Here is a 14,672-nt window from a genome sequence, read left to right as displayed (position 1 = left end):
TCCTCTGCCTTAATGTTTTGTGATACAAAGTGATACATGTTCTTTCTGTGCGTCGATCCGGCACCGTCCGCCAATCGGAAATGTAAAGAAAGGGGTTGTATGGCCGAAATCTATATTTGCGATAACGGGTATTTGAGAAAGCTCTTTTTTTGTTTGCACAATTTGTTTAAGGCGCTCAAGCGTTACGGCTGATGCTGTCTGAAAACGGCCAATGAGAACGGCTTTGACACCGGAAAAATCGGGCAGATGAAGCAAGGACTGCAGATCGCGGTCAAAAAACGCTGCCGGCGATTCCCAATCATCCTCAAGAAACAATACGGCGTTCTTGATGTCAGGGAAATATTCCGTACCTTGCAATAGGTTCAATGTGCACAAATTCCCTCCTATGATCTTTCCGTCTGCTGAGCCTTCGTTGATCACAACAGGGCCGCTGTTTTGTTTGGGACATTCTTCAGTTTCGATTTCTTCACACCACATCGATGATGGTTCAACATCGTAGACACCGCTTGCGCAACAGCACTTCAAAAAGTAATCTGTCATATAGTTCAGTCCATACCCCATTGAAAAGCTTGAAAAATGAGGTCCCGAATAGGTGACAAGCCCGGTTTTTGCATAGATCGCCGCTGAAAGAGCGGTAATATCTGAAAAGCCGCAGAACACTTTTGGGTTGGCTTTTATGAGTTCATAATTCAAATGTGATAACAGCTGATTGCTGTTATACCCGCCGAGCACAGTGAGTATTCCTTTGACGCGTTGATCGGAAAAGGCATCATGGAGATCGCTTACTCTCGATTGAATGCTGGAGGAAGAACATTCATCAATTTCATTAGCATGTGCGGAAAAAGAGATTCGAAATCCGAGATTGTTTAAAACCGTTCTCGCTTTTTCGATCTTATCGGTGTTGAGAAGTGACAGGCTTCTCGATGGGGCAATCACCCTGATTTCGTCACCGGGCTGTAGTTTTTCTGGAAACATGAACGGGCACACCTTTCATTGTTTCTATCTATTTCACCATACTTTTAAAGATCCTGCCACTGAATTTCACCGGATTTTAAACCGGGGTCGATCGTTACTTCAAAATGATGCTTTTCATAAAAATGGATCAGCCGGTCCACATGGTCCCAATCCCTTTCAGCAATGTCCCCCGTGATGACCGGTATGTTGTGCTCGCGGGCTTTTTCTTTTAAATATTTCATGCAGATGGAACCATAACCGTAGCCTGCCGGCCCTTTAATATCCCCGATATGGATCGCGCATTTTTCTTCTTTGTAGGAAGCGACAAGAGAAAAATCACATCTTCCGCGGTACGGCGACTGGCAATCGCTTAACATAATCTTGCATGTCCGGCCATCATCAATCGAATGGACAATCATCCATTCATCGTCTTTCGATTGATCAATACCGAGCACTCGCGAATCTTTGGAGATATCCTTCATATTTTCACGCATCCGAAACAGTTGAAATTGCAATTCGTTCAATTCCTTCTGCAAGCCGGAGCTGTCTTTTTGCAGTTCTTCATCCGTTATCATAAAACTTGCTCCTTTCCATTAAAACATACAGTTTTCGATTATAGTAAAAAGAACGGCAATTTGCAAATGGGTTGCTAGAATTAAATTTTAATGTAATTTTAAACAAAAATTTCACATTCTACGATTTTTTTGTGATAGAATTCATATGACTTCTGGTATATTTACCTAGGATACGAGACAATGGATCCTCCTAATCCCAGAAAAACCATGACAAAAGGAGCGTACGATTTTGAAGAAAAGAATTTTTTCTCTATTGATGCTGATGTCAGCTTTTGTTCTTGTATTAGCTGCATGTCAGCAGGCTGATCCAAAAGGATCTTACGCAACGGCTTATAAAAAGCTGATTTCTGCGAAATCATACGAATTTTCAAGTGATATCGGCTTGAAAGTTGACGCATCCAACCTTGGAGCGGAAGATAAGCAAGTTGCTGATATGCTGAACGATGCAACATTAACGATCAGCGGAAAAACGAATGCTGAAACGAAACAGTCTGAGGCTGTGATTAAAGCGAAGCTGAAAGTCCAAAACATGTCGCTTGATTTCGATATTCCGGTTTATATGGACGAAAAGAAACAAGTCGGCTACATCAAAATTGACAGCGTTCTTGACAGCTTCGGCTTCTTCCTTGGAACAGCCGGCATGAATTTTGACAGCGTCAAAGGCAAGTACCTTGAATTCCCGCTTGAAGATGACAAAACTTCATCTCAAGACACGGATGAACTTCAAAAACAATTGATGGAATCCATCAAAGAAGCTGCAGACAATTTGCCTGCAGATAAGTTTGAAAAAGCGGATCTGACAGATAAAGAAAAAGAGCAGGGTGCTGCTCAAAAAGTCGCTTTCAGCTTTAGTGACAAAGAAATTAAAGCTGCGGTCGTCAAGTTCATCGAAATCGCCGGAAAAGCGAGCGGAGAAGCTGTTCCGAAGAGCGAGCTGAACAAGATTAAAGACGGACTGAAAGACGTCACATTCAAAAAGTTCGATGTGACATCAACAATCGATGACAAAGAAAATCTTCTGACTGAAAATGCGGATATCTCTTTGTCTGTTGACAGCAAAAAAGCACCTCAATCTTTAGGCATCACGGCATCTACAACTTACAAAAATATCGATGGTGACGTAAAGTTTGAGCATAAACCGAATAAAGAAGATATCGTAACTGAAGAAGAATTCGAAAAATTAATGGCTAAAGATGCTATGAATTTCTAAGGCATCCGCCTTGGTTCCCTTCCTCGTTCTAGAGGAGGGGAATTTTTGTATATTCTGTGACTAAATTCTGACGAAAAGCCGAAAACGTTGACATTCCTCCTGAATTTGAATACGATTTTGATAGCTTGCACAAATAGGAGAGATTGCCCGATATGACACATACACAAAAAAATAAAAACTATACAGGCATTGTTGTTGCTCTGACGATTATCATAAACGGTGTCATTGCCCTCTTGTTTTTCATGCCGAAAAGCGACAAATTCACTCATTTGGATTTGACTTTTCTGCCGCTTTTGAACGCAGTCTGCAACAGCTTCACATTCATTTTCTTAGTGGCTGCACTGATCATGATTAAACAGAAAAACATTAAGGCGCACAAGCGGTTTATTTTTGCCGCTTTTACGACAACGTTCATCTTTCTTGTTTCATACTTAACTTACCATTCATTAATGCCTGACACTCATTTTGGCGGGGAAGGGATTATAAGACCGATCTACTATTTTATTTTGATCACACACATTGTCTTGTCCGCTTTAATCGTTCCCTTGGCCTTGTTTACGTTGTTCAGAGGCCTGAGCATGCAGGTGGAACGCCACCGCAAAATCGCCCGCTGGACGATGCCGCTTTGGCTGTATGTCAGCCTGACAGGTGTTCTCGTCTATATGATGATTTCCCCATACTATTAAAAGCCGGAGAATCCGGCTTTTTTTTGTTCTTGCAACATTCTTCTCTTTTAAAAGCGATTTTCCTCTGGTACAAAAATATATCCTGAAATAGATGATCGTCTACACAAGATATGGAAATAGGAATATAAATAATTAGAGCTTTTTATAGAAATGAAAAAGGGAGATGGATATGAAAATTTTGCTTGCCACTTATTGGAGCATACCCCATGTAGGTGGTGTATGGACATATATGGTCCAATTAAAAGAAAAGCTGGAGTCATTAGGACATGAAGTAGATTTGCTCGGATACGGAGAAGAGAACAGCATCATTCATATTGTAAATGAAAACCGGAGTATCGCGAAAGATCAGCTGCTTCCATTAGTGAAAGCAATGATGAGCGAAGAGGATTTTCCGGAAATATACGCAAATCAATTGGTCAGCTATACTGAGCTTCAGCGGAATGCCTATGAGCTGGGCGCTGCCTATTTGGGGCTTGACAAATATGATATTATTCACGCGCAGGATGTCATATCAAGTGCGTGCATCAAGCGTATTATGCCGAAAGATAAGGTGCTTGTCACGTCAATTCACGGCAGTGTCACATATGAAATCAGAGATCAGCTCAACAATATTCACAGATCACCGACCTCCTATATTGCCAAGGAATATTTTGACCACCTTGAACATACGGGGGCGATGTCTGCAGAAACAGTGATTGTTGCAAACAATTGGTTGAAAGACATTTTGACAGAAGAATTTGCGGTACCAGACGGAAAGATTCACGTTTCCCAGTACGGCTATGATATTGACGGATTCCTTGCGCGGATGAACACAAAGACTGCCGATACGCCTGAGACAGACAAGAAAGTGATCCTTTTTACCAGCAGAATGATCGGGAATAAAGGCATCCATTACCTAATCGAAGCACTCTCCCAATTAAAGGACACCCGCAATGACTGGGTTTGCTGGATGGCAGGAGAAGGGGAGAAGCTGGCTGGACTCAAAATTCAAAGCGAGCAGCTAGGCCTTGTTGATGACGTAGTCTTTCTGAAAAACCGGGAGGATGTTCCTTATTTGCTGTCGCTTGCTGATATATACGTTCTTCCAAGCCTTTTGGATAATCAGCCGTTATCTTTAATTGAAGCCCAAATAGCCGGAGTTCCTGCAGTTGTCAGTGATGCCGGGGGATTGCCGGAAATGGTGGAGCATGAAGAGACCGGCCTTATCGTTCCAAAAGGGGATGCAGCTGCACTGTCAAGCAGTTTGGAACGATTGTTGAAAGACGATGATTTCAGAAATAAATTAGGAATTAACGCCAAGGAGTTTGCTAAGAAACATTGGGATATGGATCAAGCGGTTACGAGAATTCTTGATATCTATCAAAATACGAATGGGAAAGAGGAGTGAGATCATATGAAATCTTTAATTGTTAATCATTTGTTTGACAGCTTGAATAAAGAAATGGATGCCGACTGGTGGGCAAAATATTTGGATCTGCTCGTCGAGTTTGCCGAGGAGCGGGCTCTGCAGGAGCAGGATAGCTCTTCAGATTCAGCGGAAGAATCCATCGATGAAAGTCTGAAGCCTTTAATATCGGAGCTGAAATCTATTTTTGAGAGTATAAACAATAATATTTTAGAAAACAATAATAAGGTTTTAAAAGATATTTTAGGAGCTGCTGCTCAAGGAATGGATCGCCAAGTTTTAGAAGAAATTATCGAGTCGGTGCGTTCAGAAGCTCAATTATCCAACACCGAAACGGCAGAGTCTTTGGGAACGCTAAAAGAATCGCTGTCTGATAGTGGGACGGCCGCCGGCTCTACGAAAAGTGTCGAGCGGTCAGTTGTAGAAACGCTAAAAGAATCGCTGCCTGAAGACCACACGATCCCGAGAACTGAAACGGTAGAGGTCCTTAGAGCGGTTCAAGAGAAACATGAGGAAAACGAAAACAATTAATACTGAAATCTTGTCAGCCTTCGCAACTCGAAGGCTTTTTATTTTGGAAAAGAATCCTGCGTCGTGCCAAGCGTTTGTTTCTTGCTGGCTTTTCGGCGGACGCGGAGACCCCTATTACACATTGATCCAGCTGCTGCAAGGGAAAATATAAGCAAGACAAAGCAGAAAGAGTTTGCAAGACGGCTCACGCACAGCTAGGTTAATAGCAAAACGGGAAACAAAACGCCGCCATCTTTTTTCTCTGATTCAAATTAAAAAGGAGTAGGTGGTTGTCTTTTACCTTTCTTTGTAATGCGGCATACAATACTAAAAAACAGCGGATTCTTAACTATAACTATTAATGAACAAAACCGGGAACAATGGGGTGTTAGATAGGTGAATTTAAAGGAGATTAAAGGACAATATAATGCCGTGTTTAGTTTAGGGCATCTTTGTTTGACAGCTATACAGCTGAAAAACAATGACCTAAGACCGTTTTCAGGCCCTCTTGACTGGGTGACTATTCATTCCTTGACAGACCTCAATCTCCTTCTTCGAAATCGGTTTACCGGCTTTATGGAACCAAAAAACCTCAGGGTAATCGGATATAATACCGGTAAAAAAAAAGAAGAAGGATCTACTATCTATGTTTCAGATGATTTTTATAACATTGGCTCTGTTCATGATTTTGATGCAAATCAAAATACGCTCGACCATTTGGCTACCTATCCTGAGGTAATAGAAAAATACAATAGAAGAATCGATCGCTTTATAGAAAAAATGTCAACTAGTAAACGCATCCTATTTGTCAGGACAGAAGGAGAAGGCAGCTTTAAAGAAGCACAGGAACTTGAACTTGTATTATCAGATTTGGTTCAGCACGACTTTAGCGTTCTTCTGGTGAAGCACTCGAAGGTGAATGGGATTGTAGAGAAAAATTGGCCATTAGAAAAGACTTGCACTGTTGAACTGCCGGACAAAGAGATATGGGAGTCAAACAATGATCTATGGGCATCGTTGTTTAAAGGAATCACTCTCGTTTAAACCGGATTTTTTTGGAGTTTACCAGAGGAGGAAAAGAAATGTTTGAAAATAAAACGATATTCATTACTGGAGGAACAGGCTCATGGGGCCAGGAACTCATTCTTCAGCTGCTATCCTTAAATCCTAAAAAGCTCATTGTATTTTCCAGAAATGAAGAAAGACAAGTTCAAATGAGAAGGCAGATTGAAGATCCGAGGCTGACGTTTTTCATCGGGGATATCAGAGATCGGAAAGCGCTGAATACAGGATTAAAAGGTGTCGACTATGTCTTTCATTTAGCTGCGCTGAAGCATGTGCCGGTTTGTGAAGAACAGCCGCTTGAAGCATTAAAAACGAATGTCACAGGGACGGAAAACGTTATTGAAGCAGCGATCGAAAACGGGGTTAAAAAAGTCATCAACGTCTCGACTGACAAAGCGGCTGACCCTGCCAACTTTTACGGAATGACGAAAGCGATCGGCGAGAAGTTGATCGTATATGCGAACCATCTCTATTCAGACACGGATTTTATTTGTGTAAGGGGAGGAAATGTGCTCGGAAGCAGCGGAAGTGTTCTTCAGCTTTTTAAAGACCAGATCAGGAAAAAGAACCAGGTCTCCATCACAGACAAAAGAATGACCCGTTTCTTCCTCACGAAGGAAAAAACGATCCGGCTTTTATTAAAAGCGGCTGAAAGCGGTCAAGGCGGGGAAATTTTCATTATGAATTCGCCGGCCTGCAGAATTTTAGACATGGCTGAAGTGCTGATCGAAGCTTACGGAAACGAAAAAACGTCCATTGCAGAAACGGGGGCAAGGCCGGGGGAGAAGCTTCATGAACTGCTGATTTCACCTCATGAACGGCAGCATGCTGTTTCATTTACAAATGACCTCGCGGTGGTGCTTCCTGCAATCAAAATGCCTGAACTTCATAAAAAGTATGCGGATTGTCAGCCTTTAGAAACTGATCATTTGAGCTCAAAAGACTTTTTAATCTCAAAAAAGGAAGTAAAAGAAATGCTGAAAGAAGGCGGTTTTTTGGAGTAGAAGGATGGACCGAAGCGTTCACGGAGAATACGCGAACTGATGACAGGCATGGCATGCGGCTGCAGGCGATGCTTCTGTTCGCTCCTCGAAAACAAGACAAGCCGGACGAAAATTCACCCGGCTTGCCGTTTTGTCAATGTTCAAGTGTTAACCCTTCGATATGTTCTTCGACTTTTTTTGTGCGTTCCATTACTTTTTCCGTGTAAGAATAATCCCCGTAGCAATAAGGGTAGCGGAAATTGTTTGTATCTCCGCCGCAATTATACAGATCGGGGTTCTTTTTGACTTGTTCCTCGGAAAATGCCTTTGCCAGCTTCTCTGAGTGCTTTCCGCCGTGTTTTGAGACGTAATCGATATAACCCGATCCCATATTATAGCTTTGGATAATCGTTTCAATATCGACGCCTTTTTTCTGTCCCTTTTTATACATTGCTGTAAAGTGGCGCACACCCTGCTTAATGCTTGCTTTTGGATCGTCAATCTCATTTCGCTTCATACCGAGAGATTCCGACGACTGCATCGGATCACCGCCTCTGCCTTTCGACTCCTGATACATCATGCCCAATAAAAGAGCGGTGTATTGTGAAAGATCCTGTTCATCGAGTTCTTCTTCAACAAGAGGTTTGTAATCTTTTAATCTCTCAAGAATGTTAGATTCAGTGTCAAGAGGAAGCCATTTTAATTGTTCCAGACCGGAGATGGCAAAGAAAATGATCAAGGGAACAAACACAAAAAAAGACAAACAGCCAGCTCCGGCTAAACATCCCGATTTCTTTTTCTTCAATGGTTTCACCTCTGTAGCGCCCTGATGCAAAACAGTATACAGCCTCATTTATTATGACATATATCTTCAAGAAGACCAAGCGATATCCTTCTATCTTGGATCGCGGTCAAAGCCGAATGTGACGTTCGGAAGAGTACGGATTCTGAACAAAAAGTATATAAAACCGGCAATCAGCCAGCCGGCTCCAATCATGAGCGCATTTTTGCTGATGCTAAGCAGCAGCCAGCCGCAGAAAGAGGCTCCCAAAAAGGGCAGAACCAAATAGCGAAGCGTTTTTAAAAAGCCTCTTTCCTGTTTTCGAATGTAGTAATGGCCGATGACAGACAGGTGGACAAAAATGAATCCGATCAGCGCGCCGAAACTGATGAATGAATAGATGACCTCGAGTTCCCCGATCATGGCCGTCAATGAAATCAGCCCGATGAACATAATGTTAAACACCGGCGTCTTTAAAGTCGGATGCACATAGCCGAAAAAGCGTTTCGGAAGAGAGCTGTCCCGCCCCATCGCATACAAAAGCCTCGAAGCGCTCGCATGCGAAGAAAGCGAGGATGAAACGACAGCGACCATCGTGCCCGCCAAAAAGAAGGACTTTAAAAAAGCGCCTCCTGTATATAGGGCTATTTCCAGCGATGCCGAATCGGCATGCTGGAAGCTATCATAGGACGGATAGATTTGCTGCATCAAGTAAGAAATCGCCGTAAACAGCGTTCCGCCGATCGCTACTGTTAAAAAGATGGCTAACGGAATGTTCTTCTTCGGGTTGACCGTTTCTTCAGACATGGTGGAAATCGCATCAAAGCCAAGAAACGAAAAACACAAAATCGTCGCTCCTGATACAATCAGGGAAGGCTCGATATCAGAACGGAAAAACGGATCGGCTGAAACCAGCTCGCCCGTCCCGAGGCCGTCTGCGAGCCCGGCGATCATAAATCCGGCAAAAGTCAGGGCGACGATCACTTGAAAAGCGACGAACAGCCCTGTAATATTTGCGGTTAGTCTGATGCCTAAAATATTGACAACGGTAATCGATAAAGCGAGCAGAACGACCCAAAAGCCATGCGGCACTTCAGGAAAAGCCGCCGTCAAATAAGCGCTGCCGATCGCAAAATTGACCATCGGCAAAAATAAATAGTCTAGCATGATCGTCCAGCCGGCTAAAAATCCTGCGTGCGGATGAATGCTTTCATATGCATATGTATAAACCGATCCCGCTTTTGGATAGGCTTTGACCATGCTGCCGTAGCTCAAAGCGGTCAAAAGGAGTGCGGCAACAGTGAATATGTATGCCGCCGGAACGTGCCCCTTTGTCAGTTGTGCGACCACTCCGTATGAATCAAATACGACGAGCGGGTCCATATAAGCAAGGCCGATCACAACAAGCGGGCCGAGTGTAAGGCTTCGTTTAAGCGCAGTTTCGTTTTTCAATGACTTCTAAATCCCCTTATGTAAAAAATACAGAAATTAAGACATATTTTATCTGTTTTTTTGCGCTTGAGCAACTGTATAAAACCTCTTTTTTTCGTATAAAAATAGCAAATGTTGCAAACCCTTTGAAAAAAGGCAAGGAGTATGAAGGTATGGATATATTGAGAGGCTATGTTGAAGCCGTCAAAAGAAATATGGAGACGATGAATGCATCTGATTATGATGGAAAAGAAGAGGATCTAAGAAGACAGCAGGAAGAGCTCGAACGCTATGAACAACGGTTAAAAGAGAAAAGCGCTTCGGCCGATCGCTTTGATCAGGTAGTCGATGCCGCTGTAGATTGTGCGGCCGGCGATATTTCATTTTCACAGCTTGAACATATGTATCAGCAAGAAGGCAGCTAGCGTCCGGATCAGCGGACGCTTTTTTCGCGTTTCAGGATGATGCGGACAGATCAGCCTGGATAGCGAAATATATAGAAGCGAAAAAATCATGTACATGTGAAGGAGATGGTAAAATATAGTTTGAAAGGGGAGGAGCAATTTTGACTAACTATATTTGCACGACGTGCGGTGTTCAATATGACGCTGCTCCGAAAGAGCCGGCGGAATGCATTATTTGCAATGAAGAAAGACAGTATGTCAATCATTCAGGGCAAGCTTGGACAACGCTGGAAGAAATGAAGCAATGCGGAAGGTTTCAAAACGAAATCGCATTGGAAGTAGAGCGATTATACAGTTTGACGACAACCCCCGAATTCGGCATCGGTCAATCGGCATACCTGATACAGGAGCCCGGTTTTAACTTACTGTGGGATTGTATCACATACCTGGATCAGCGGACGATTGAGAATATCGAGCGGATGGGCTGAGTCCAAGCGATCGCTTTATCACATCCGCATTATTATACTGCACAAACGGAATGGGCTGAAATGTTTGATGCTCCGATCTACATTCATGAAGATGACAAACAATGGGTGCAGCGGCCGAGCAGCCGGATTGTGTTTTGGTCCGGCGATTCCCTCAAGCTGTCAAGCGGGTTGACCTTGCACAGGCTTGGCGGCCATTTTAAAGGGGGAGCGGTCTGCCATTGGGCAAACGGAAACGGAGGCAAGGGAATCCTCCTTTCAGGAGACATTATCCAAGTCGTTCAAGATCGCAGATGGGTGAGTTTTATGTACAGCTATCCAAATTTGATTCCTCTTCCCGCCGGCAAAGTGGAGCAAATAGCTGATCAATTAAAAAATGTTCCATTCAACCGGCTGTACGGCGCTTTTCGCCGCTCTGTGGAAAACCATGCCGGAGAATGTGTACAGCTGTCAGCCGCAAGGTATGCAGAAGCGCTTCAGGGAACGCTGTTTTCGACTTGATCTGTTCCCTGGCTATAAAACTTTTCAACCGGTATGTTTTGGTATATGATATGAAGGTAAAAGTTGCGCGGAAAAGGTGAAAAGCATGAGTGAGCACAATCAGGAAACAACAGAAAAACAGGTGCGGGCCGAGTTAGATGAAGAAACTTTATTTCTCGTTTCACAGACGTTTAAAGCGCTCTCAGACCCTACGAGAATCAAAATTCTTCATCTGCTCTCACAAGGCGAACATTCGGTCAATGAAATAGCAGAGAAGCTGAGTCTGCTGCAGTCAACCGTTTCGCACCAGCTCAGGTTTTTAAAAAATCTTCGTCTCGTTAAATCAAGAAGGGCAGGGACTTCCATTTTTTATTCTCCGGAAGACCAGCATGTCCTCGATGTACTTCAGCAGATGATCGATCATACACAGCATGACTAAAGCTTATGAAAAGGCAAACTCCACATCCCGAGTTTGCCTTTTACGCTGAGCGTTTTTCTTCGTTTCTTCCTTTTTTTAAAACAAAAAAAGAGAAACCGACATAATAAACGGCCAGTACAAAAAAACCGATCATCGTGGCCGGGTCCTGCGCAAAAAGGGCGCCGTACGCTGCTGAACCCCCGTTTGAAACCGCAGTCTGGAGCTGGCCGATCTCGGCGATCCGGTAAAGAAACCGGTATAAAAATAACAAAAGTACGATCAATTCAATCCATAAATGCGTTCTGAAATAAAGGATGCCGTCCCGATTTTCAATTGACACATGCTTCAGCGCATAGGCGGTCAAGATGAGTCCGAGCGCGATCCCAATCAGATCATAGAAGTATGATAAAGGGTGAAGTGCGCTCATCGTCAGCAGAAAAACGAAAATTCCCGAAAAGAGGATGATCCGGAACAGCATGCGTGCCGGCTTTAGAGGCTGATAGCCGACTGAGCGTTTGAACTTGATATAGACGAAGGACACAATGACGAAAAACTGTAAAAAATAATATATGATGTTTTTAAAACCTCCTTTTTTAAGGAGTATATGTCCAAACTGTATAAATCGTAACAGGAAAAGTGATTTTCTAAATAATTGGGTGATGAGATCCCCTTTTTTGTCATGATATTCCAAAATGGTGTGTGCTTTAGAATGAAAATAGGCAGCGTAAGATGAATGTGAGGGATCTGCGGTGAAAATTGACCGGCTATTGGCCATCGTGATTTTATTGATTAATAAACGCCAAGTGCAGGCAAAGGAGCTTGCCGGCATGTTCGAAGTCTCTGTCAGAACGATTTACCGGGATATCGAGGCGATCAACCAGGCGGGCATTCCGATTGTCACCTCACAGGGAGCGGGAGGCGGGATCAGCATCATGGAGCGATTTCGGCTCGAAAATAAACTGCTTTCTGCAGACGAACTGGCTGCCATTACTACGGCTTTGGAAAGCGTTTCTTCAACGTATGAAGTCCTTCATCACGGTTCTGCCCTTGAAAAAATCCGGCTTCTCGTTTCCGAAGAAGAAATGCCGGAATTCCGCAAGAAAACGGAAAAATGGTTTGTTGACATCTCTTCCTGGGGAGAAAGTCCTGTCATCAAAGAAAAGATCCGTTTGTTGGATGAAGCGGCAGACAGCACGCGGGCGGTCTCATTTACATACGTGAACAGAGAGGGGCAAACCGGAACAAGGAAAGCTGAGCCGCATACCCTCGTCCTAAAGGGAAGGCACTGGTATTTATATGCGTTTTGCCTAAAGAGACAGGCGTTTCGCTTCTTTAAACTGTTGCGTATGAAAGACGTGCAGATGCTTGAAGAAAAGTTTGAAAGAAAGGAAGTTGATCTGTCTTCACTTCCTTGGGAAACATCATGGTACAAACCGGACAATATGACCGAGTTGACCCTTCTCATTAAACCGTCGGGAGAGCCTTTGGCGAGAGAATGGTTTGGCTCAGAAGCTCTCACTTATGAAAACGGACAATGCGTGGCAACCGTTTCTTATCCGGAAGATCAATGGCTGTACGGATTTCTCCTCCAATTTGGAACACATATTGAAGTTCTCACACCTCCCCGCATCCGTCAAAAAATAAAAAACTTGGCTAATCAAATTGTACATTTATACGAAACCTGACACGATGCTGTCAGGTTTCTTTTTGTATGATGAAGAAAAAGGAGGAATGAAACATGGAACATCATATTTGCCAAAGCTGCGGCATGCCGATGACAAGCGAACTTTTCGGCACAGAAAAAGACGGGGGGAAGAATCGCGACTACTGTATGTACTGCTATGAAAACGGAGCATATACACATCCGGATGCGACATTGAAAGAGATGATTGACATCTGTGTTCCTTATATAAAAGAAGAGGGAGGCCGAAGCGAGATCGTTCTTGGAGCGGACGCTCCCTCATTTAAAACGGTGGGCGTCGGATACGCAAACGAAAGGCGGGCTGAGAAGATGAGCTTTTCTCATTTCGAAAAACAGAAGGCAAAGTTATTCAGCGGGATATCGACCGTGACAAGCAACCGGGATGAAGTATCTGAAAAAGGTAAAATTCCTTCCATGTGGAGTTTATATCGCGAAAAATTTCCGCATACTGAACGCCAGGACATTAGGAGAGACACGATCGCACTTTATTCAGATTATGAGACGGACGAACACGGGACATATACATTTTCAATCGGAACGTTCGTTGATCAGCAAGAAAAAACGGCCAATCTCATTTCGCTCCCTGCATCCGAATATGCCGTTTTTGTTTCAAAGCGGGGGAGGATCGCGGAGGTCGTGTTTGAAACTTGGCAAGAGATTTGGACATGGGATGAAAAAAATCTTCGTACTTATACCGGAGATTTTGAAGTTTATGATGAACAAGCAGAAAATCCCGAAAATGCCCAAGTTGTCATCTATGTTGCTGTCGATCGAAAAAAATAATGCTTGCAAAACTAATACCATTAGTTTTAAAATGAAAACTAACGGTATTAGTTTTTTATTTTGATCGAAGAGGTGAAAGCGATGAGGATTACCCGATTTGAATCGGTCTACCAGCTGACTTTTTTTCCGCGCCTATTTCCTGTCAACTGTTATTTAGCAGATGAAGAAGACGGCCTTACATTAATTGATACAGGGATTCCGATCAGCAAAACAGGGATTTTAAAGGCTGCGGATCATCTCCGTAAGCCGATTAAACGGATTTTGCTGACCCATGCCCACAGCGACCATGTCGGTTCGCTTGACGCGCTGTACTACAGCCTTCCCGGTGTGAAAGTGTCCATATCTGAACGGGATGCGCGTCTGTTAAAAGGTGATACAAAGATGCTGGAAGGGGAGCGCGGAACAATCAGAGGAGGCGTTCCGAAAAACATCAAGACAAATCCTGATATCCTTTTAAAGGAAGGAGACAGGATCGGTTCATTGCTGACTGTTTCATCACCTGGGCATACGCCTGGCAGCATTTCGTTTTTGGATGAAAGAAGCGGTCTTCTCATAGTCGGTGACGCGTACCATACGCGAAGCGGCATGACGGTATCAGGACATTTAAAGCTTTCATTTCCTTTTCCGGCTTTGGCCACGTGGGACAAAGAAATCGCTTTAGAAAGCGCGCAAAAGCTGTTAGATTTAAAACCGAAGGCGCTTGCCGCCGGCCACGGCAATCTTGTCCATGATCCGGTTCAAGCGATGACAAAAGCGGTGAACGAAGCACATATCAAATTGAACAGGAAAGGATGAAGAAA

The 14,672-nt window shown here is 43.6% G+C and carries 16 protein-coding genes and 1 pseudogene; 12 read left to right on the top strand and 5 right to left on the bottom strand.

Annotated features, from left to right (window positions below; translation table 11 throughout):
• Window positions 1–9: 9 nt before the first annotated feature.
• The gene (locus tag CP943_RS11415; RefSeq protein WP_020451768.1) at window positions 10–975 is read right to left on the bottom strand and encodes a S66 family peptidase; all 966 of its coding nucleotides are present in this window, start codon (window positions 973–975) and stop codon (window positions 10–12) included.
• 44 nt (window positions 976–1,019) lie between these two features.
• Entirely contained in the window at window positions 1,020–1,529 is a 510-nt protein-coding gene (locus CP943_RS11410) for a GNAT family protein (protein ID WP_023855698.1), read from the bottom strand.
• 229 nt (window positions 1,530–1,758) lie between these two features.
• Between CP943_RS11410 and CP943_RS11405 the strand changes: the two genes are divergently transcribed.
• From CP943_RS11405 to CP943_RS11380, 6 genes are all read left to right on the top strand, one after another.
• Window positions 1,759–2,739 (top strand): hypothetical protein, encoded by a 981-nt coding sequence (locus CP943_RS11405; protein WP_020451766.1) that lies wholly within the window; start codon window positions 1,759–1,761, stop codon window positions 2,737–2,739.
• Between the two features lie 152 nt (window positions 2,740–2,891).
• Complete coding sequence (locus CP943_RS11400; protein ID WP_039072782.1) at window positions 2,892–3,425, top strand: DUF420 domain-containing protein; 534 nt, start codon at window positions 2,892–2,894, stop codon at window positions 3,423–3,425.
• Between the two features lie 169 nt (window positions 3,426–3,594).
• Window positions 3,595–4,812: a glycosyltransferase family 4 protein gene (locus tag CP943_RS11395; RefSeq protein ID WP_020451764.1), complete on the top strand. Its 1,218-nt coding sequence runs from the start codon at window positions 3,595–3,597 to the stop codon at window positions 4,810–4,812.
• A gap of 6 nt (window positions 4,813–4,818) precedes the next feature.
• Window positions 4,819–5,361 (top strand): hypothetical protein, encoded by a 543-nt coding sequence (locus CP943_RS11390; RefSeq protein WP_020451763.1) that lies wholly within the window; start codon window positions 4,819–4,821, stop codon window positions 5,359–5,361.
• Between the two features lie 375 nt (window positions 5,362–5,736).
• Window positions 5,737–6,384, top strand: coding sequence for a DUF1796 family putative cysteine peptidase (locus tag CP943_RS11385; protein ID WP_025811320.1), 648 nt, complete (start codon window positions 5,737–5,739; stop codon window positions 6,382–6,384).
• A gap of 38 nt (window positions 6,385–6,422) precedes the next feature.
• Window positions 6,423–7,409: a polysaccharide biosynthesis protein gene (locus tag CP943_RS11380; RefSeq protein ID WP_020451761.1), complete on the top strand. Its 987-nt coding sequence runs from the start codon at window positions 6,423–6,425 to the stop codon at window positions 7,407–7,409.
• A 133-nt stretch (window positions 7,410–7,542) separates the two neighbouring features.
• On the opposite strand, the gene CP943_RS11375 is transcribed toward CP943_RS11380, so the two are convergent.
• Together CP943_RS11375 and CP943_RS11370 are read right to left on the bottom strand one after the other, a co-directional pair.
• Window positions 7,543–8,193: a lysozyme family protein gene (locus tag CP943_RS11375; RefSeq protein ID WP_023855702.1), complete on the bottom strand. Its 651-nt coding sequence runs from the start codon at window positions 8,191–8,193 to the stop codon at window positions 7,543–7,545.
• Between the two features lie 90 nt (window positions 8,194–8,283).
• Window positions 8,284–9,621, bottom strand: coding sequence for an APC family permease (locus CP943_RS11370; RefSeq protein ID WP_023855703.1), 1,338 nt, complete (start codon window positions 9,619–9,621; stop codon window positions 8,284–8,286).
• Between the two features lie 152 nt (window positions 9,622–9,773).
• Between CP943_RS11370 and CP943_RS22680 the strand changes: the two genes are divergently transcribed.
• From CP943_RS22680 to czrA, 3 genes and pseudogenes are all read left to right on the top strand, one after another.
• A complete protein-coding gene (locus CP943_RS22680) occupies window positions 9,774–10,025 on the top strand; it encodes a YnfE family protein (RefSeq protein WP_023855704.1) in 252 nt (83 codons plus the stop codon).
• 140 nt (window positions 10,026–10,165) lie between these two features.
• Window positions 10,166–10,990: pseudogene (locus tag CP943_RS11360) on the top strand (hypothetical protein).
• Window positions 10,991–11,075: 85 nt separating this feature from the next.
• Entirely contained in the window at window positions 11,076–11,408 is a 333-nt protein-coding gene (gene czrA, locus CP943_RS11355) for a Zn(II)-responsive metalloregulatory transcriptional repressor CzrA (protein ID WP_003182557.1), read from the top strand.
• Between the two features lie 40 nt (window positions 11,409–11,448).
• Here the strand turns inward: czrA and CP943_RS11350 are convergent, their stop codons facing one another.
• Window positions 11,449–11,928 carry a CcdC protein domain-containing protein gene (locus tag CP943_RS11350; protein WP_189396870.1) on the bottom strand — a complete coding sequence of 160 codons (480 nt, stop codon included), beginning with the start codon at window positions 11,926–11,928 and terminating at the stop codon, window positions 11,449–11,451.
• Window positions 11,929–12,136: 208 nt separating this feature from the next.
• Between CP943_RS11350 and CP943_RS11345 the strand changes: the two genes are divergently transcribed.
• The 3 genes from CP943_RS11345 to CP943_RS11330 all read left to right on the top strand — a co-directional run bounded on the left by CP943_RS11345 (window position 12,137) and on the right by CP943_RS11330 (window position 14,667).
• Window positions 12,137–13,072 carry a helix-turn-helix transcriptional regulator gene (locus tag CP943_RS11345; RefSeq protein ID WP_039072780.1) on the top strand — a complete coding sequence of 312 codons (936 nt, stop codon included), beginning with the start codon at window positions 12,137–12,139 and terminating at the stop codon, window positions 13,070–13,072.
• 53 nt (window positions 13,073–13,125) lie between these two features.
• Window positions 13,126–13,872: a zinc ribbon domain-containing protein gene (locus tag CP943_RS22675; protein WP_229105474.1), complete on the top strand. Its 747-nt coding sequence runs from the start codon at window positions 13,126–13,128 to the stop codon at window positions 13,870–13,872.
• A gap of 81 nt (window positions 13,873–13,953) precedes the next feature.
• The gene (locus CP943_RS11330; protein WP_023855710.1) at window positions 13,954–14,667 is read left to right on the top strand and encodes an MBL fold metallo-hydrolase; all 714 of its coding nucleotides are present in this window, start codon (window positions 13,954–13,956) and stop codon (window positions 14,665–14,667) included.
• Window positions 14,668–14,672 lie beyond the last annotated feature (5 nt).

The organism is Bacillus paralicheniformis (assembly GCF_002993925.1).
Taxonomy (GTDB): domain Bacteria; phylum Bacillota; class Bacilli; order Bacillales; family Bacillaceae; genus Bacillus; species Bacillus paralicheniformis.
The sequence above is the reverse complement of the archived record's forward strand: the minus strand, read 5'-3'. Positions and strand labels throughout refer to the sequence as shown.